This is a genomic window from Burkholderia gladioli (genome assembly GCF_000959725.1).
In the GTDB taxonomy this organism is placed as follows: domain Bacteria; phylum Pseudomonadota; class Gammaproteobacteria; order Burkholderiales; family Burkholderiaceae; genus Burkholderia; species Burkholderia gladioli.
The window spans coordinates 2,096,316-2,114,003 of sequence record NZ_CP009322.1 but is presented as its reverse complement, the minus strand read 5'-3'; the positions used below and the strand labels follow the sequence as shown (position 1 = coordinate 2,114,003).

Annotated in this window: 17 protein-coding genes and 1 tRNA gene; 12 read left to right on the top strand and 6 right to left on the bottom strand. The window is 66.4% G+C overall.

Translation table 11 applies throughout. From position 1 onward, the window contains the following. The first annotated feature begins 123 nt into the window (after positions 1-123). Together BM43_RS09470 and BM43_RS09465 are read left to right on the top strand one after the other, a co-directional pair. A tRNA-Ile gene (locus BM43_RS09470) sits at positions 124-199 on the top strand. 182 nt (positions 200-381) lie between these two features. Next, positions 382-1,926, top strand: coding sequence for a class I SAM-dependent methyltransferase (locus tag BM43_RS09465; RefSeq protein ID WP_036055747.1), 1,545 nt, complete (start codon positions 382-384; stop codon positions 1,924-1,926). 135 nt (positions 1,927-2,061) lie between these two features. Here BM43_RS09465 and BM43_RS09460 read toward each other — a convergent pair whose 3' ends face one another. Beyond that, the gene (locus BM43_RS09460; protein WP_230676411.1) at positions 2,062-3,240 is read right to left on the bottom strand and encodes an aminotransferase-like domain-containing protein; all 1,179 of its coding nucleotides are present in this window, start codon (positions 3,238-3,240) and stop codon (positions 2,062-2,064) included. A 97-nt stretch (positions 3,241-3,337) separates the two neighbouring features. Here BM43_RS09460 and BM43_RS09455 point away from each other — a divergent pair, with 97 nt between their 5' ends. Further along, on the top strand, positions 3,338-3,529 hold the full coding sequence (locus tag BM43_RS09455; RefSeq protein WP_036055748.1) for a hypothetical protein: 192 nt from the start codon (positions 3,338-3,340) through the stop codon (positions 3,527-3,529). Between the two features lie 17 nt (positions 3,530-3,546). Here the strand turns inward: BM43_RS09455 and BM43_RS09450 are convergent, their stop codons facing one another. The 4 genes from BM43_RS09450 to BM43_RS42205 form a co-directional block, all read right to left on the bottom strand. After that, positions 3,547-3,855, bottom strand: a complete 309-nt coding sequence (locus BM43_RS09450; RefSeq protein WP_042286106.1) for an EthD family reductase — start codon at positions 3,853-3,855, stop codon at positions 3,547-3,549. Positions 3,856-3,985: 130 nt separating this feature from the next. Next, a complete protein-coding gene (locus tag BM43_RS09445; protein WP_036055749.1) occupies positions 3,986-5,464 on the bottom strand; it encodes an MFS transporter in 1,479 nt (492 codons plus the stop codon). A gap of 48 nt (positions 5,465-5,512) precedes the next feature. Continuing rightward, positions 5,513-6,109 carry a TetR/AcrR family transcriptional regulator gene (locus BM43_RS09440; RefSeq protein ID WP_036055750.1) on the bottom strand — a complete coding sequence of 199 codons (597 nt, stop codon included), beginning with the start codon at positions 6,107-6,109 and terminating at the stop codon, positions 5,513-5,515. A gap of 211 nt (positions 6,110-6,320) precedes the next feature. Continuing rightward, on the bottom strand, positions 6,321-6,629 hold the full coding sequence (locus tag BM43_RS42205) for a hypothetical protein (RefSeq protein ID WP_230676412.1): 309 nt from the start codon (positions 6,627-6,629) through the stop codon (positions 6,321-6,323). 46 nt (positions 6,630-6,675) lie between these two features. Between BM43_RS42205 and BM43_RS09435 the strand changes: the two genes are divergently transcribed. The 8 genes from BM43_RS09435 to BM43_RS38550 all read left to right on the top strand — a co-directional run bounded on the left by BM43_RS09435 (position 6,676) and on the right by BM43_RS38550 (position 15,107). After that, positions 6,676-7,533: an extracellular catalytic domain type 1 short-chain-length polyhydroxyalkanoate depolymerase gene (locus tag BM43_RS09435; protein WP_230676413.1), complete on the top strand. Its 858-nt coding sequence runs from the start codon at positions 6,676-6,678 to the stop codon at positions 7,531-7,533. A 107-nt stretch (positions 7,534-7,640) separates the two neighbouring features. Further along, a complete protein-coding gene (locus BM43_RS09430) occupies positions 7,641-8,537 on the top strand; it encodes a LysR substrate-binding domain-containing protein (RefSeq protein ID WP_036055752.1) in 897 nt (298 codons plus the stop codon). A 110-nt stretch (positions 8,538-8,647) separates the two neighbouring features. Then, positions 8,648-9,892, top strand: coding sequence for a CaiB/BaiF CoA transferase family protein (locus tag BM43_RS09425; protein WP_080742207.1), 1,245 nt, complete (start codon positions 8,648-8,650; stop codon positions 9,890-9,892). Then, complete coding sequence (locus BM43_RS09420) at positions 9,889-10,665, top strand: enoyl-CoA hydratase-related protein (RefSeq protein ID WP_036055753.1); 777 nt, start codon at positions 9,889-9,891, stop codon at positions 10,663-10,665. Before BM43_RS09425 ends, BM43_RS09420 begins: the two co-directional genes overlap by 4 nt. A 46-nt stretch (positions 10,666-10,711) precedes the next feature. Further along, positions 10,712-11,530, top strand: a complete 819-nt coding sequence (locus BM43_RS09415) for an enoyl-CoA hydratase-related protein (RefSeq protein ID WP_036055754.1) — start codon at positions 10,712-10,714, stop codon at positions 11,528-11,530. A 70-nt stretch (positions 11,531-11,600) separates the two neighbouring features. Then, positions 11,601-12,977 carry an MFS transporter gene (locus BM43_RS09410; RefSeq protein WP_036055755.1) on the top strand — a complete coding sequence of 459 codons (1,377 nt, stop codon included), beginning with the start codon at positions 11,601-11,603 and terminating at the stop codon, positions 12,975-12,977. Positions 12,978-13,154: 177 nt separating this feature from the next. Then, positions 13,155-14,534, top strand: coding sequence for an NAD-dependent succinate-semialdehyde dehydrogenase (locus BM43_RS09405; RefSeq protein ID WP_036055756.1), 1,380 nt, complete (start codon positions 13,155-13,157; stop codon positions 14,532-14,534). Between the two features lie 414 nt (positions 14,535-14,948). Then, positions 14,949-15,107 carry a DUF3309 family protein gene (locus BM43_RS38550; protein ID WP_013690847.1) on the top strand — a complete coding sequence of 53 codons (159 nt, stop codon included), beginning with the start codon at positions 14,949-14,951 and terminating at the stop codon, positions 15,105-15,107. 121 nt (positions 15,108-15,228) lie between these two features. Here the strand turns inward: BM43_RS38550 and BM43_RS09395 are convergent, their stop codons facing one another. After that, on the bottom strand, positions 15,229-15,942 hold the full coding sequence (locus tag BM43_RS09395; RefSeq protein ID WP_036055757.1) for a FadR/GntR family transcriptional regulator: 714 nt from the start codon (positions 15,940-15,942) through the stop codon (positions 15,229-15,231). A gap of 169 nt (positions 15,943-16,111) precedes the next feature. On the opposite strand from BM43_RS09395, the gene BM43_RS09390 reads away from it, so the two are divergent. After that, the gene (locus tag BM43_RS09390) at positions 16,112-17,638 is read left to right on the top strand and encodes a UxaA family hydrolase (RefSeq protein ID WP_013690845.1); all 1,527 of its coding nucleotides are present in this window, start codon (positions 16,112-16,114) and stop codon (positions 17,636-17,638) included. Positions 17,639-17,688 lie beyond the last annotated feature (50 nt).

Below are 17,688 nucleotides of genomic sequence, written 5' to 3'. Positions count from 1 at the left end.
GGCCGCCGCCGGCCGTGAAGGTCGGCGGCGGTTCTTCTCTCCCCAATTGTTCGGTACAATGCCGTCCCCGAGTGTAGTCTGCCGGGGCGCGCGTCAATGCAGTCTTCCCACTGCGTCAGATCAGGGCCTGTAGCTCAGCGGTTAGAGCAGTCGACTCATAATCGATTGGTCGCGGGTTCGAACCCCGCCGGGCCCACCACACTTCCCTCCGAGCATGTCTGCCTGAGTCTGTGCATCCCTTGCAGGGGAGGCTGGACGGGCATCGCTTGCTAAAAGAGATACTGCAAAATGCATGGGCAGCTCAAGGCAGCTAGTCTCAAGGCTCGCGTGCCGTGAAAGAGGCATCGTCGTCCCTAACCGCAAACCCCTGGAAAACGACAGATGAACAACTGGAATGTGGGTAGCGTGGACGAGGTGGCCTACACGTTCGGCTATTGCGATGAACTGAACCCGCTGCGGCTGAAGCTTCCCTTGCTGCAGGCGGGGTTCGCGGTACCTGCCGTCGAGACCGCCTGCGAGCTCGGATTCGGCTACGGCGTCAGCGTCAACATTCATGCGGCCGGTTCCACCACGCGCTGGCATGGCACCGACTTCAACGCGGCCCACGCCGGTTTCGCGCAACGGCTCGCGCAGCATGCCGGATCGCAGGCGAGCCTGTCCGGCGAGAGTTTTTCGACATTCTGCCTGCGCGACGACCTGCCTGATTTCGATTTCATCGGCATGCACGGCATCTGGAGCTGGGTTTCCGAGGAGAATCGCGGGCTGATCGGCGAGTTCATCGCTCGCAAGCTGAAACCGGGCGGTGTGCTCTATCTCAGCTACAACACCCAGCCGGGCTGGACACCGATGCTGCCGGTGCGCGAGTTGCTGTACCGGCATTTCCATTTCAACGCCGCCGCCGATGCCGTCAAGGCCCGCGAGGCCGTGCCCACCGAGCAGGCGATCGCCATGCGCGTGAAGGCCGCGATCGATTTTGTTCGCGGCGTGTTTGCGACCCAGCCCGGTTACGCCGTGGTGAACCCGCTGCTGGCCGAACGCGTCGAGGCCCTGTCGCGGGCGGACCCGCGCTATCTGGCGCACGAGTATTTCAATCGTGACTGGCGCGCGATGTTGTTCCAGGAGGTCCACGCGTCGCTGACGGATGCCGGGCTGATCTACGCCGGCTCCGCCGACTACCGCGACCGGGCGGAGGAGATCCATCTCGACGCGGCGCAACGCGCGATGCTGGCGCAGATCGCCGACATCGGCTTGCGCGAGACCGTGCGCGATGTCTGTCTCAACCGGTCGCTGCGGCGCGACTACTGGATCAAGGCGCCGCGCCGGCTCGACGACGCGGCGCGCGATGCCGCCTTGCGCGCACATCGCGTGGTCCTGGCCTTGCCACGGGCCTCGGTGATCCTGAAGGTACGCGGCACCTTGGGCGAGGCGGCCTTGCCCGAAGCCCTGTACGGCCCGATCCTCGACGTGCTGGCCGACCACCAACCCACCGCGCTTGGCAAGATCGAGCAGGCACTTCGCGCGCGAGGCATCACGCTCGAGCGGATCGTCAAGGCTGTCACACTGCTGATCGGCACGGGAGCGCTGCTCAATGCGCAGGATGACGAACAAATCGACCGTGCTCGCGCAGGTGCGGAGCGTCTGAATGTGGCGATCTGCGAAGCGGCGCGCACGAGCGACGAGGTAGGGTTCCTGGCGAGCCCGGTGGCGGGCTCGGGGGTACTGATGCCGCGCGTTGCACAATTGTTCCTGCTGGCGCGGCGGCAGGACAAACCGGACCCGGTGCAGTGGGCCGAATTCGCCGAAGGCGTGCTGAATGTCGCGGCGCCACCCGGGGATACGGCGGTTTCGTTGGCGGAACGGGTGGCACAGGCCAGGCGCTTCGCCGAGCTTCATCTGCCAGTGTTGCAGGCGCTCGGTATCGGTTGAGGCGGGGAGCGCCAGCGCTCGCCAATCACTGGCGTTGTGTAATGGCGAACTCCTTGCACTTGCTCGGGTCCGCGCGAGCCGCGAGCGAGCGAATGGCTTGCCGCTGCTTCGCACGACGCCTGTTTCGTGCGGCCCTCAGATCCCCTGCCTGAACGGGGGCGCCGCGACCGGCTGGTCGAGCATCCGCGCCAGTCCCGCCAGGGCCCGGCGCAGGCTGTCGCGATCGGGGGCCGCGTTGTGGCACACGCGTACCAGGGTGCTGCCGGTCAGGGGCGTGGCCTCGAAAAGATCGTAGGGCGTGACGCCGATTCCGGCTGCCTCCGCGGCGCGGGCGAAACCCTGCCCGGTCTGGTGGTTGCCGGTACGCAGTCCGAAATAGAACGCGCCCGGGCGCGTCACGATCGCCGATGCCGGCAGGCTCGCCGCGACCAGCGCCTGTCGTGCCCGGGTTTCTTCCCGGATCGTCTCGACGATGTGGGTCATCTCGCCGGATTCCAATACGCTGGTCGCCATCGCCGCGTTGAGCGGCGATGCCATCAGGGTGGTGGCACGCAACGCGACGCCCAGCGCGTGGACATGCTGCGGCGGCGTGACGACGAAACCGATGCGCAAGCCCGGCCCGACCAGCTTCGACAGGCCTGTCACGTAGGTGGTGCGCTCCGGCGCCAGAATCGCCAGGCAGGGCAGCGCTTCCTCGGGCATCCAGCCATAGACGTCGTCTTCGACGATCAGGAGATCGCGGCGCCGGCAGACCTCGACGATCTCGCGCCGGCGCGCGGCGCTCATGGTGGCGGTGGTGGGGTTGTGGAGGGTGGGGCAGCAGAACAGCACCTTCGCGCCCGAGCGTTGGCAAGCCATGTCGAGCGCTTCCGGCAGCAGGCCTTCGGCATCCATGCGCACGCCCACCAGCGAACGCCCCATCATCGCGGCGGCCGACTTCAGGCCGTAATAGGTCAGCTCCTCGGTCAGCACGATGTCGCCGGGCCGCGTCAGCGCGCCGAGCGCGAGCAACAGGCCATGCTGGGCTCCGCAGGTCACGACCAGATGGTCCGCCACGGCCGGCACGCCGCGACTGTCGAGCCAGCGTGCCGCGGCGGTGCGATGCGCGACATGGCCGGCATCCACCTGCGTGGCGAGCAGGCGCGCGGCATCTTCCACGCGCAGTTGGGTCCCCAGCAGCGCATGCGCGCCGGCCATGCCCGGCGCGTGTTCGGGGAAGTTGTGCGAGAGATCGATGAAACCTTGCGGCTGCGAGTGATCCCACAGCGAGGCGGGGCTGTCCGTCGAGGCCGGCAGCGTGAGATACCTGCCCATCGCGTTCGGTGCTTCGATCTACAGCCTGGCGCCGTTCGAATCTCGTCCCTAGGATCTTCTTGCCTTCGGCATTTCAAGGAACCAGTACAGCAACTGGTTGAAGCGCAATGCGGCGTTGTCGGGCGCGGACTACGCGAACGCGACGACCAATCTGTCGATCTCCTACGCTTACCGCGTGAGGCAGGGCGTGTATCTTCAATCCGCGCTGATCTATACGGACAATCCCACGTTCTCGCCGAAGCGAGGCAGCTCGCTCAACGCCTATACGACCTTGGTCCTGGTGTTCTGAAGCCGGCGGATATTCGCTCACCGGGAAAGCTGAAACACCTCCGTGACATGCCGGTCCGGCTCGCCATCGGTGTACTTCTCGATATCGGCCATGATGATTGCGGTTTCCTCGGCCGCGAGGGCGGCGTCCAGTGCCGCGCGATCCTTGAAACGGCACATCGCCACCACGATCACGTCGCTGTCCTCCCGGGATGGGAAAAACGCGTCGATGTAGTCGAGCCCAAACGGCTTCCACGTTTTTTCCACGAGGGGGATATGTTGCTCGACATAGTATCGGGAATCGAACCGCATACCTGGGGCACGACGATAGGAAACGATGAAGTACATGGGAAGCCTCCAATTCAGACTGATGGACGGTCGGTTCGGATGCGAAGCGTCGCGCGTGGCGACCGGCGACGCTTCGTCGTTTGATTTGCAATGCGAATAAATCGTGTGAGATGCCTGCCGAGACCGGTTATCAGGAGCGCTTGCCCGGCTCGAGTGCCGCCGCGAGGCGGGCGCCCGCCGGGCTCCGTGTCGCGGGTTTCCGGGCGAGGGTGAGGCTGAGCGTGGCGCCGACGGCAAGGCAGAAGGCGATACAGAGCATCGCGATCACGAAGGCGTGCGCGATCGACGCCGGGTCCTGGCGCGAGCCGAGCACGGTATAGAAAATCCCGCCGATGACCGCGACGCTGAGCGCGGTGCTGATCTGCAGGGTCGAGCTGGCGATGCCGGCGATCATGCCCGACATGGTCGGCGCGACGCGGCCGGTCACCATCCGCATCAGCGTCGGCAGCGCGAGCCCTTGTCCGAAGCCGATCGTGAAAAGCGCGATGGCAAGCGGCGCGGAGGCGGGCGGCATGCCGGCCGGCGAGGCCGCGATCAAGCCGGCCAGGCCGCCAAAGCCGAGCACTTCCAGGCCCATGCCGAACGGATTGACATAGGCGCCGAGCATGCGCGCGGCCAGCGGCGTGGACAAGGGGCCCAGCAGGAAGCCCGCGCCGAACGGCAGGAACACGAGGCCCGCGCTCAAGGCGTCGACGTGCAGGGCGTTTTGCAGGTAGACGGAGAACAGCAGGAAGAAGGCGGCGATCGCATAGAACAGCAGGGCGACCAGCAATGCGCGGCCCAGGCCCGGCGCCCGCAGGGCGGTCGGATCGAGCAGCGGGGCGCCGCCCTTGCCGGCAAGCCGGCTTTCGTAGCGCCAGAAGATCCATGCCAATGCCGGCACCGCGCCCAGGCAGAGGCATGACCACAGCGGCCAACCCGCTGCACGCCCCTCGATCAGCGGCACGATCAGCGCGCCCAGCGTCGCCATCGACAGCGCCGTGCCGACCAGGTCCAGCTTGCGGGCGTGTTCCGCACGCGTCTCCTTCAGCAGGGGAATGCCGAACAGCACCACCAGGATCGCCACCGGCAGGTTGACGAGGAAGATCGTGCGCCAGGCCATGCCGAACAGGTTCAGCGAAATCAGGATGCCGCCCAGCGCCTGCCCGATCACCGAGGCCAGGCCGAAGACCGCGCCATAGAGGCTCAGCGCGAGCGATTTTTCCGTTTCCGGGAAGATCGCCTGGATCGAGGCGAGTGCCTGCGGCGCCATGATGGCCGCCGTCACGCCCTGCAAGGCGCGTCCAATGATGAGCGTCCACGGCGACCACGCGATGCCGCACAGCAAGGATGCCGCCGCGAAGCCGGTCAGGCCGAGGAAGAACATGCGTCCGCGGCCGAACAGATCTCCCAGCCGGCCGCCGGTGATGAGCGTCACGGCATAGCACGCCGCATAGGAGGAAATGACCAGTTGCTCGGCCGAGGAGGAGGTGCCCAGTTCCCCCTGGATCGAGGGCAGCGCGACGTTGACGATGAAGAAATCCAGGGGTGGCAGGAAGGCGCCGACCAACAGGATCGAGAACATGGCCCAGCGGCGCGGATCGGGTGAAAGGGGCGTGTTTGAGGACATGAATGAGCCTTGTTACGGAACCATTCGGTTCCAAATTGAGCAAAAAAATCAGTCGAGGATGCGCATCGTGCTGTCGACCAGCGCGAGCATGTCCGCTTCGTCCATGCCGGTCTTGCCCAGCACGCGCATTCCCTCGATCTGACAGACCAGGAAGCGCGCCAGCACCTGCTCGTCGCGTTCGGCAACCTCGCCGCTCGCCTGGCCGCGCACGATCGCGCCGGCATAAAGCTGCTGCAGGCGGCGGAACATGCGGCCGCTGCGTTCCGCGACCTCGGCATCGTGCGCGGCCATTTCCGTGGTCATTGCCACCACCAGGCAGCCGCGTCGCCCGGCGGCGCCGAGCGAAAGACGGGCGTAGCGCAGCAGCGAATCGCGAATGGCGTCCTTCACGGCGCCGGGCTGCGCGAGGATGTCGGCGGTCGCCTTGAGGCCGTCGGCCATGTACAGGTCGAGCGCGGCCAGCAGCAGGCCCTTCTTGTCGCCGAACGCCTTGTAGAGACTGCCGCGCGACAGCCCGGTGCCCGCGATCAGATCGGGCAGGGACGCGCCTTCATAACCTCGGTCCCAGAACACGTTCATCGCGTCGCGCGCGGCGTCGTCGAGTTCGAATTCGCGGGGACGGCCGAGACCAGCGGGGTTTGCCATGGATGAGCCTCGTGGAAGATGGACGCATTATATGGACTGATCGGTTTCTATGTCAACGGGGGCGTGGAGGCAGGAAACGCCGCGAGCAGGAGGGCCGCGGCGAGGCGCGAAAATTGCCCGGCGCCGGCGTCCCGCGCATGTCCGGCATGCGTTGGCCGACGTCGGGAGCCATGAGAGCCGATGTCGTCATTCGCCTTCCTGTATCGTCAGGCTAATCCTTCCACGAACCTCGTCGCGGCGCCGATGGCGCCGAGGCCCGCTGCCAGAACATGCCTCGTCGATCCTCCAACGCCTGGCTCAAGCTGCTCGCCAGCTTCGCCACCCCGGTGACACGCCGATCGAAGCGAGGCGGCGCGAGCAAGCCGCCGAAGCCCTTGTCGAAACCCGCGCCGGCCAAGCCATCGCTCGCCGCGCGAAAGGGGGCGGGCGGCTCCCTGCCTCGCTCGTCGCCGACCTCGCCGAAGCCTCCGAAAACCGGCCGCGGCGCACGCTCCCGGCCGACGCTGTCGCCGCTGGGCACGTGGACCCGTTCGTTCCATTCGGCCCGGCCGGCACCGGGCCAACTCGTGAATCACCTCACCTATCTGCTCTACCGTCCGCCGCTCGCCAAGCCCGGCGGCCCGCTCGTCGTGATGCTGCACGGCTGCAAGCAGACCGCCGAGGCGTTCGCGCTCGGCACGCGCATCGACCGCCTCGCCGACCGCCATGGTTTTTCGGTGCTGTTGCCGGAACAGTCGACCGGCAGGCATCCGCATCGCTGCTGGAACTGGTTCGATCCGCCGGCCCCCGCGCCCGGCTCGGATGCCGATGCGGTGGCATCGCTGGTGCGCGCGATGATCGCGCTGCACGGCTTCGATCCGGCGCGTGTCTACCTGGCCGGCATGTCGGCCGGCGCCGGGCTGGCCGCGCAGCTCGGGCTGCATGAGCCCCAACTGTTCGCCGCGCTCGGCCTTCATTCGGGCGCCCTGGCCGGTGCCGCGCGCTCGTCGATCCATGCGCTGCGCGTCATGCAGCACGGCAGCCGCGCCGAGCCGATCGCGTTGATCGACGCGGCGATCGAGCTCGATCGCTACCCGGGCATGCCGGTGCTGATCGTGCATGGCGAACTGGATGGCGTGGTCGCGAAGATCAATGCCGAGCAGGCGGCGCGGCAGTGGCTGCGCGTCAATGGCCTCGTCGACGCGAGCGGCGAGGCGACGGGCGGCACGCGCGTGATGACCGAGCATGGCGACCGCCTGGTCGTCGACTATCGGCGCCGCGGGCGCGCGATCGTGCGAGTCTGCATGGTGCGAGGGCTCGGCCACGCCTGGAGCGGCGGCGACGATCGGCTGCCGTTCAACGCGGCGCGCGGCCCGGACGCGAGCGCGATGCTCTGGGCATTCTTCCGCACTCGGCGGCGAGCGCTTCCGGTGGCGTCGCCCTGACCCGGGCATGCCGCCAGCGCAAGCCCGATGCGTCCTGGCCGGCAATATTGCCCAATTATTCGTTCTGGCACAGAATTGCGGCGACCACTACCCAGCCCGGATGGTTCATGGAGCCACGAGAGTCGCTTCCGCCGCTCAACCCGACGCGCGCCTTCGAGGCTGCCGGCCGTCTGTTGAGCATCTCCAAGGCGGCCCAGGAACTGGCTGTCACGCCGGCGGCCGTCAGTCGCCAAGTGCAGACGCTCGAGCTCTACCTCGGCGTCGAGCTGTTCGAACGCGTGAAAGGGCGCCTGGAACTGACGGCCGCGGGGGCCGCCTACCTTGCCGAACTGATGCCCATCTTCGCGGCGCTGCGCGACGCCACGACCGGCATTCGCACCACCACCCGCCGCGCGAGCATCCTGAAGATCCGATCGCCCTCGACCTTCGCGGTGCGCTGGCTGATTCCGCGCCTGGCCAATTTCCACCGATTGCACGAGGACATCGAGGTCCAGCTCACCACCTCGTCAGCGCCCCTGAACTTCGGTCGCGACGATATCGATGCCGGAATCCAGCTCGGCGATGGAGACTGGAAGGACGTCGAGGTGCGGCGCCTGATTCCGAACCTGCTGGTCCCGGTGGCGGCGCCGTCGCGCCTGGTCGACGAGGATTCGCCGCTTCAGGGGCAGACGCTCCTGCATTCGCTGGCCCGGCCGGAGGACTGGTTGCTCTGGCTCAAGGCCTCGGGACGGCCGCCGCACCCGGCGCGACGAGGCATGCGCTACGAGACCTCGTTGCTCGCCTATCAGGCCGCGATCGAAGGGCATGGCATCGCCATCGCGCAGGAAGCGCTGGTGCGCGCCGAACTCGATTCCGGCGCCCTGGTCGCGCCTTTCGCGTTCAAGCTCGACCGTGGCGCGCATACCTACTATTTCGTCTGGCCCAGCAAGCGCCGCGCCTCGAAAGCGCTCGAGATCTTTCGCGATTGGCTGGTGGCGCTCGTCGCCCAGGAACGGGCCTTTTAACAAAAAGTCAAAAAGTCGCTGAGATAAAGTCGTTTGTCGCGTCGGTGCGCGGTCCTTATGCTCGTCTCGTGGCTTGTCGAGGTGACGAGCCGGCAGACAGGACATTCAACGTGCTGACAGATAGTCTGGCTGGCGTGCGGGTGCTCGATTTCTCGCACGTGCTGGCAGGCCCGGTCTGTTCGATGACGCTCGCGGACCTCGGGGCGGAAGTCGTCAAGATCGAGCCTCCCGATGGCGAACTCGGAAGGAAGATCGGACCGCCCTGGATACAGGGCGAAAGCGCCACCTTCATGAGCGTGAACAGGAACAAGCAGGGCGTCTCGATCGATCTGAAGACCGAAGCGGGCCGCCGTCTGGTTTGGAAGATGCTGGATAGCACCGACGTGCTGGTGGAAAACTTCCGGCCCGGCGTCATGAAGTCGATGGGCTTCGACTACGACTCGATTCGCGCCGCCCATCCGCGCATCGTGTATTGCTCCATTTCGGCCTTTGGCCAGCACGGCTCGCATCGTCGGCGCCCCGGGGTCGATGGCGTGATCCAGGCCGCCAGCGGGCTGATGAGCACCCTGGGCGCCGCCGCCGACGATCCCCTGAAGGTTCCCGTTCCGATCGCGGACATGATCGGCGGTTATCTCGCTTCGATCGGGATCCTCGGCGCGCTGCACCGCGTTCGCGACGGCAAGGGCGGCCAGCACCTCGATATCAGCCTCTACAACGCCACCGTCATGCTGCAGCAAACGGGTTTCGCCGCGTATTTCGCGACGGGGCGCAACCCGGACCGGCTGGGGAGCGCCGCGCCCTATGCGGCGCCGAACGAGGCATTTCCCAGCCGGGACGGCTGGATCATGGTGGTGGCCTATCATCCGGCGCGCTGGGCCGCCTTGTGCGATGAACTGGACATGCCATGGCTCGTGGCGGATGCGCGCTTCGCGAGCAACGATCTGCGCGTACGAAACCGAGCGGCGCTCCACGAACTGCTGGCCGGAAAACTGGCTGAGCGCCGCACGGCCGAGTGGATGGAGCGTCTCGCCTCGCGAGACATCATGTGTGCGCCAATTGTTTCGTACGACGAAGTAGTGGCATCCGACGAATACGCGGGAAGCGGTCTGTCCCGCATGGTCGATCACCCGGTGGCGGGCCGCATGCGGACGATCGGTTTCGCCCTCGGGCCTTCCGGGACGTCACGGGGCCAGGCCGACCGGGCCGCTCCACTGAAAGGCGAGCACACCATCGCCGTGCTCGAACGACACGGCATCGGCCGCGAGGAAATCGACGCGCTGCTCGAACAAGGCGTGATTCACGCGTGCTCCCCGTGCCCCGCCCAGGCAGATTACGGTAACGAAGGACAGGAATGACGGACAGCTGCATACAACAAGAGCGTCACGGCAAGGTTTCGCTGATCAGCCTGAGCTCGAGGAATCCACTGAACCCGCTGACCGACGAACTGATCGATGGGCTTGTCGAGGCATTGTCGATCAACGAGGCGGACCCGGACATTCACGCGAGCGTCATCACCGGCTCCGACAAGGCCTTTGCCGCGGGGGCGGATATCGTCGGCATGTCGAAGCTCGACTACGCCACGGCGTTCGAGCTGGATTACATCGGGCGCAACTGGGATGCCTTGCGTACCTTGCGCAAGCCGCTGGTTGCCGCCGTGCGGGGTTACGCCCTGGGCGGCGGTTGCGAGCTGGCGATGATGTGCGATGTGGTGATCGCCGCTTCGGACGCGATATTCGGCCAACCGGAAATCAAGTTGGGCATCGTGCCCGGCGCGGGAGGCACGCAACGGCTGCCGCGCGCGCTCGGCAAGGCCAGCGCGATGCTGATGTGCCTGACCGGCGAGCCCATTACCGCGCAGCAAGCGCTTGCCGGCGGCTTGGTCGCCAAGGTGGTGGCCCCGGACGAACTGATCGATGCGGCGATGCTCGTCGCCGGGCAGGTCGCCAGGCATTCCCTGCCGGTGATCGTCGCGATCAAGGAGGCCGTCAATCGCGCCTTCGAAACCTCCCTTTCCGAAGGGCTGTTGTTCGAGCGCAGGTCATTTCACGCCGGGTTTTCCCTGGCGGACCAGAAGGAGGGGATGGCGGCATTCATCGAACGGCGTCCCGCGAAATTCGACAACCGCTGATTGCCGGCGCTCGCGCGGCATTTCACCTTGAACTAGAGGTTCAACCATGTCTTCCCATGACAACCAGGACGGCCGGCTGGTCGCGACGTCCTTCGAATCCGGAATCCTGACCATCACGCTCAACGAAACCAGGAACGGCAATGCGCTCACGATCGCCATGACGGAAGCCTTGTCGGACGAGCTGGAAGCGGCCAATCGCCGAAACGACGTGCGCTGCGTCCTGCTGCGCTCGGCGGGAAAGCATTTTTGCACCGGCGGCAACGTCAAGGACATGCAAAGCGGCGGCGATCTGATGGAAGGCGGCGCCACCGAGGTTCGCGATCGCCTGCACGGCAGCCTGCACCGCATCACCCGTGGCTTTCAGGAGATGGAGGTGCCCTCGGTCTGTGCCGTCAATGGCGCGGCGATCGGGGCCGGCTTCGATCTCTCCCTGATGTGCGATATCCGGATCGCCGGCCGGCGCGCGCTGTTCGCCGAAAGCTTCCTGCGCCTCGGCCTCATCTCGGGCATTGGCGGCGCGTGGTTCCTGAGCCGCGTGGTGGGGCCGGCCAAGGCGCTGGAACTGACGCTGACCAGCGAGTTCATCGATGCCGACGAGGCTTGCCGGCTCGGCATCGTCACCAGGGTCGTGCCCGACGATGACCTGGACGACGAAGCATTGGCGCTCGCCTCGCGTATCGCGGCGCATCCGCCCGGCGCCGCGCGCATGGCCAAGAAACTGGTTCGCGAATCGGCGCAGATCCCCCTGGCGGCCGCGCTCGAGATGGCGGCCAGCATGCAGGCCATCCTGCTTTGCGGCCAGGAGCACAAGCAGCGGGTGACGGAATTCAACGAGCAGCAGGCGCTGGCCAGGCGCAATCGATAAGCACGCGAAAAAAGAGCTGCGGCCGCGCCAAGTGGCACGACAGCCCGTGTTCGAGTCAAAGGAGACAAGCATGTTCGCCGATCACGAGGCCGGGCATCGCCGGCCCGGTATGTTCCGGATCATTGCCAGTTCGAGCATCGGCACGATGCTCGAGTACTACGATTTTTTCATCTACGTCGCGCTGACCTCGACGCTCACCGAGCTGTTCCTGCCCGCTACCGATCGCCTCGTCATGAGCCTGGCGGGCGTCGCGACCTTCGGCATCGCCTATGTCGCGCGACCGCTGGGGACGCTGATTTTCAGCCCGATGTCCGACAGGATAGGGCGGAAGAAGACCTTCGTGATCACGCTCGCGATCATGGGGATCGGGACGGTGGGAATCGGCTGTCTTCCCACCTATGCGGCCATCGGTGCCGCCGCGCCGGCGGCGCTCCTGAGCCTGCGTATCGTCCAGGGCGTGGCGCTGGGAGGGGAATACGGCTCGGCGGTCGTCTACGTGATGGAGCATGCCGGGGCGGGCAGGAAGGGCATGGCGACCAGCGTGCTGCAAAGCACGGCGACGATCGGCCTGCTGCTGGCCCTGTTGATCGTCTGCACGCTCCGGTTCGCGCTGGATGCCGAGGACTTCCGCGCCTGGGGATGGCGGGTCCCGTTTCTCGTTTCCGCGCCGATCGTGGTGATTGCAACCTGGATTCGGCTCGGCATGTCCGAAACGCCGACCTTCATGGCGCTGAAGCATGCCGGACGATTGTCGGCGTCGCCGCTGCAGGACACCCTGGGCAGCAAGACATCCTGGAAGGCGATCTTCGTGGCGATGTTCGGCCCCCAGGGCGGGACCTCCGTGTCGCTGTACACGTCGATCGTCTACATGCTCTATTTTCTCGAGAATGTCCTGAAGGTGGAGCAAACGCGGGCCAGCCTCTGCCTGGGCGTGGCGATCCTGGTCGCGGCGCCGATGTACCCGGTGTTCGGGCGCCTGTCCGATGCGATCGGCCGGGCGAAGGTGATCCTGGTCGGCATTGCGCTCTGGATCGTCGCGGCATACCCGTGCTTCGCCGGGATTCGCGCGGCGGTATCGGCCGGCGAGTGGGGCGCCGTCATTGCGCTGATCAGCGTGCTCGCCATCCTGACCGCCATGATCATGGCGCCGCTGCCGGCCTTTATCGCCGAATCGTTTCCGCCGCAGAGCCGCACCACCGGTTTCGGGTTGTCCCAGCAACTGGGCAACATCCTGTTCGGCGGATTTCTTCCCCTGATCAGCCTGTTCTTCGTCCATCTGACGGGCAATCAATTGGCGGGCGTCGTGTACTCGATGCTTGCGATGGCGCCCTGCCTGGTCGTGACCGCTTTCTGGGGCCTCGGGCAGGAAGCGGCGGGACGGTGCGCAGCCGGCGCCGATGCGGCTCCGGTGCGAGCAGCCGGCGACGAATTGCCGGCCGGCCGTTGACGGCGGAAGGTCCGCCGAGGCCGCGAACATAGGATTAGGCAATAGAAATAGACACCGTGTCATCGTGGAAATCGGCCAGTCGCCTTAAGCTTGATTGCGCATCCCGATCCCATCTCGAGCGCTTGAATCACCGGTTTTTTGCGCTTCCCAAACTGACTTACAAAGGAATCCTGAATCATGATCAAGGTAATCAATCCCGCGGATGGCAGCTTCGTCGGCGAGGCGCCAGAAATGACATCGGACCAGGTCAGGGCCGCGATCGCGCGCACTTGCGACGCCTTTCCGGCATGGTCGAAGAAGCTCGCCAGGGAGCGCGGCGAGTTGCTGCGTCGCTGGTTCGAACTGGTGCGCGACGACAAGCGCGCGTTCGCGGAAATCATGGTCAGGGAGAACGGCAAATGCCTTTCCGATGCCATGGGAGAAATCGATTACGGCCTCGGCTTTGTCGAGTGGTACGCGGAAGAGGCCAAGCGGGTGTATGGCGACACCATTCCGACTCACGCCGCCAACGCCCAGGTGGTGGTGGTCAAGGAGCCGGCGGGTCCGACGGCCGCCATTACGCCATGGAATTTCCCCTTCATGATGATCACGCGCAAGATCGCGACGGCGCTTGCCGCCGGTTGCACGATGATCATCAAGCCGTCGGAGCTGACGCCGCTGACCGCCTACAAGCTGCTCGAATACGCCCGCAAGGCCGGCATCCCGGAAGGCGTGTTCGAAATGGTCACGGGCGATCCGAAGCAGATCGGCGAGCTCTTCACCAGCGACTCGCGTATCCGGAAGCTGTCGTTCACCGGCTCGACGGCGGTGGGCAAGCTGTTGGCCAGCGCCTGCGGCAAGGACCTGAAGAAGATGACGCTCGAGCTGGGCGGCAATGCGCCGTTCATCGTGTTCGACGATGCCGATTTCGACGGGGCGGTGGCGGGGCTGGTCGCCGCCAAGTTGCGCAACTCCGGCCAGGTCTGCATCTCGCCCAATCGGATCTACGTCCACGAGCGCATCCACGACCGCTTCGTCGCCGCGCTGGCGGAGAAGGTCGCGACAATCCGCGTGGACCAGGGTATGCAGGAGGAATCGGTGGTCGGCCCGATGATCAACCAGGCCGGTTTGAACAAGGTGGCGCAACTGGTCGAGCAATCGAGGCAGGCCGGCGCGAAGCTCGTGCTCGGCGGCAAGCCGCATGCGAAGGGCGGCCTGTTCTATGAGCCCACCATCCTGACCGGGCTCGACGACACGATGGAGATCGCCCGCACGGAAATCTTCGGCCCGGTGTTCCCGGTCTATCGATTCACGAGCGAGGACGAGGTGGTGAAGCGCGCCAACGACACCGAATACGGCCTGGTCGCCTATGTGTTCACGCGCGACCTGGGGCGGGCGCTCCGCCTGTCGAGGTCGATCGAGTCCGGCATGGTGATCCTCAACAGCGGCTCGGTCGGGACCGCGTCGATTCCCTTCGGCGGCATCAAGCATTCCGGTTATGGCCGCGAAGGCAGCTACCACGGGATCGAGGAATACGTCGAAGTGAAGTATGTGCTGATGGGCGGCCTCGACAGGTGAGACCCGCGGGCGGGTACCGGCTGGGCGAAGTCCGCCCGTGTCGTTCCGGGCGGCTTCGTGAAAATCTTACCGTCGCTCATGTACCTGCCGGATGACACGACCCGGATCGAGCGTCCTCGCTGCCGAGGATGATGAATGACGCGCGGACATCCGTTCCATGGCGCGACACCGCTTCGCCGCCGGCCCCGTGCCGCTCCGGGCAAAGCGCCCCGGGTGCCTCGGGCGCGCCGCGAATCCGGCCGGCCGGCGCCCGCCGGCGGCCGGGTACGAGGTTTGCTCGAACCAGGCTGACGCATCGGCCACCGGCGAACCCGAACCGATAGGCGGCCCCGCCTGAACGCGGTGCCGCGACGGGGGCCGGCCAGGGATTCGCCCGGACAAGGCGTCATTCATACAAATCCAAGGAGGTACGACATGTCACTGGGACTGATTTTACTGATCATCATCGTGCTGATACTGGTCGGCGTGATTCCCACCTGGCCTCATAGTCGCAGCTGGGGTTACGGGCCGAGCGGCCTGCTGGGCGTGGTGCTGGTCATCGTGATCGTGCTGGTCCTGCTCGGGCAGATATAGCTGCGCTTGCCGGCCGATCCGTTCCGCTGATTCCCGCCGGAAGGCAGGCGAAACCGGCCTCGCGTCCCGCTAGGGGCGCAGGCCGTGTTTCGCGGAAAGCGTCGGCCGCTCATTCGACCACTTACCCGCCCAACTCGACGTTGAACTGCCGCCCCACGTAGTCGATGTGCGCGAACATCGCGTCCTGCGCCGCGTCGGGATTGCGGTCGCGAATGGCGCGATAGATGGTTTCGTGCTGGAGCAGCCGATCGCGCGCCTGCACCGCCGCATTGAGGTTGTTGACGGTCGCGTCGTAGGTATTGCTGGCGATATGCTCGCGCAGCATGGTGATCACGCCGGCATAGAACTGGTCCAGCATGCGGTTGTGCGAGGCCGTCGTGAGCATGGCGTGGAATTCGCAATCGGTACGCGCTTCCTCGTCGACATCGGCCTGCCGCACGGCCGCCTGCATGCGCTCGAGTATCCCCTCGAAGCGCTCCACCTGCTGGGCCGATGCGCGTTGCGCGGCGAAGCGTGCCGCCGCGCATTCGAACACCATCCTGAATTCGAGCGTTTCGGAGCGCAGCGGCGGGGTTTCCGCGATCAGCTGCATCCACGGCGCCGCCGTACCCACCGGCTTGTTCCCCAGCAGATAGACGCCGCTGCCGTGCCGGCTCTCCAGCAAGCCCTTGCTGACCAGCCGGCCGATCGCCTCGCGCACCGTCGCGCGCGACACGCCGAGCGACTCGGCCAGCGCCCGTTCGGCCGGCAGGCGTTCGCCGGCCAGCCATCGTCCCTCCGAAATACCGGTCTCGATCTGCCGGATAGTCCGATTCAGCGCACCCGTGCTTTTCATACCCAGCTCCACTCCTGACCCGCCTGGCCGGCCGCCCGGAAAAGTGGCCTGACCAATTTGCGCCGCCGTCGGCCTTCGCCGGATGATGCCTGCACCCGGTCCAGCGCATGCGGCGCTCCACACGACAGGCGCGGCCCGGCAGCTCGACCCCACAATCAGGAGGCATCACATGAGCCAGCCCACGCTCGCCATCAAGCTGCACGACAAGGACGACGTGCTGATCGCGCGCGGCGCGATCGCCGCGGGAACGATTCTCGCCGAATTCGACGACCTTGTCGCAAGCGCGGAGATTCCGCCCGCCCACAAGATCGCCTGCCGCGACGTCGCGCAGGGCGCGCCGGTGCGCCGCTACGGCCAGATCATCGGCTTCGCCACGCAGGCGATCCGCGCCGGCGAGCATGTCCACGTGCACAACCTGTCGATCGGCGAATTCAATCGCGACTACGCGTTCGGCGAGGACCTCCGCCCGGTCTCGCCCGCCGCCGCGCCGCTCGATTTCCAGGGCTTTCGCCGCGCCGACGGGCGCGTGGCGACCCGCAACTACATCGGCGTGATCAGCACCGTCAACTGCTCGGCCACCGTCACCAAGCTGGTGAGCCAGCACTTCGCGGCGCCCGGCGCGCTCGATGCCTACCCGAACGTGGACGGCATCGTGCCGATCACGCACAGCTTCGGCTGCTGCATCGACCATCACGGCGAGGGCATCCAGCAACTGCGGCGCACCATCGGCGGTTACGTCAGGCATCCGAACTTCGCCGGCGTGGTGATCATCGGGCTGGGCTGCGAGGCCAACCAGATGGGCGCGATGTTCGTCGCCGAGGGCGTGGAGCCGGGGCCGCTGCTGGTGCCGCTGGTGATGCAGGAGGAGGGCGGCACGCAGAAGACGGTGGACGCCGCGATCCGCGCCGTCGAGGCGATGCTGCCGCTGGCCAACCAGGCGCGCCGCGAGCCGCTGCCGGTCTCCCACCTGAGCGTGGCCCTGCAATGCGGCGGCTCCGACGGTTACTCCGGCATTACCGCCAACCCCGCGCTGGGCGCCGCGGTGGACCTGCTGGTGAGCCACGGCGGCACCGCGATCCTGACCGAAACGCCGGAGATCTACGGCGCCGAACATCTGCTGACGCGTCGCGCGGTCAGCCGCGAGGTGGGCGAGAAGATCGTCGAGCGCATCCACTGGTGGGAGTCGTATGCCGAGCGTGAAAAAGGCAGCATCGACAACAATCCGACGCCGGGCAACAAGGCGGGCGGCCTGACCACGATCCTGGAGAAGTCGCTCGGCGCGGTGGCCAAGAGCGGTTCGTCGCCGCTGATGGGCGTGTACCGCTACGCCGAGCCGATCGACACCAACGGGCTGGTGTTCATGGATGCGCCGGGCTACGACCCGATGGGCGCGACCGGCCAGATCGCCAGCGGCGCCAACCTGGTGGTGTTCACGACCGGACGCGGGTCCTGCTTCGGCGCGAAGCCGGCGCCGTCGATCAAGGTCGCGACCAACTCGGCGATGTACCGGCGCATGGTGGACGACATGGACATCAACTGCGGCGAGATCATGGAGGGCGGCGCCTCGGTCGAGCAGAAGGGCGAGGAGATCTTCCGCATGATCATCGAGGTCGCCTCGGGCGGCAAGAGCAAGAGCGAGGCGCTCGGCGTGGGCAACGAGGAATTCGTGCCCTGGATGATCGGCGCGCAGATGTAAGGCGGCACGGCGGGCGCCGCGCGCGAGGACGCGGCCCGCCGCGATCGATT

Coding starts and splice junctions, on each gene's coding strand:
- BM43_RS38550 (WP_013690847.1), top strand. CDS start 14,949: ATGTCACTGGGACTGATTTTACTGATCATCATCGTGCTGATACTGGTC.
- BM43_RS09445 (WP_036055749.1), bottom strand. CDS start 5,464: ATGTCCTCAAACACGCCCCTTTCACCCGATCCGCGCCGCTGGGCCATG.
- BM43_RS09460 (WP_230676411.1), bottom strand. CDS start 3,240: ATGGGCAGGTATCTCACGCTGCCGGCCTCGACGGACAGCCCCGCCTCG.
- BM43_RS09440 (WP_036055750.1), bottom strand. CDS start 6,109: ATGGCAAACCCCGCTGGTCTCGGCCGTCCCCGCGAATTCGAACTCGAC.
- BM43_RS09465 (WP_036055747.1), top strand. CDS start 382: ATGAACAACTGGAATGTGGGTAGCGTGGACGAGGTGGCCTACACGTTC.
- BM43_RS09390 (WP_013690845.1), top strand. CDS start 16,112: ATGAGCCAGCCCACGCTCGCCATCAAGCTGCACGACAAGGACGACGTG.
- BM43_RS09405 (WP_036055756.1), top strand. CDS start 13,155: ATGATCAAGGTAATCAATCCCGCGGATGGCAGCTTCGTCGGCGAGGCG.
- BM43_RS09410 (WP_036055755.1), top strand. CDS start 11,601: ATGTTCGCCGATCACGAGGCCGGGCATCGCCGGCCCGGTATGTTCCGG.
- BM43_RS09415 (WP_036055754.1), top strand. CDS start 10,712: ATGTCTTCCCATGACAACCAGGACGGCCGGCTGGTCGCGACGTCCTTC.
- BM43_RS09395 (WP_036055757.1), bottom strand. CDS start 15,942: ATGAAAAGCACGGGTGCGCTGAATCGGACTATCCGGCAGATCGAGACC.
- BM43_RS09430 (WP_036055752.1), top strand. CDS start 7,641: ATGGAGCCACGAGAGTCGCTTCCGCCGCTCAACCCGACGCGCGCCTTC.
- BM43_RS09420 (WP_036055753.1), top strand. CDS start 9,889: ATGACGGACAGCTGCATACAACAAGAGCGTCACGGCAAGGTTTCGCTG.
- BM43_RS09450 (WP_042286106.1), bottom strand. CDS start 3,855: ATGTACTTCATCGTTTCCTATCGTCGTGCCCCAGGTATGCGGTTCGAT.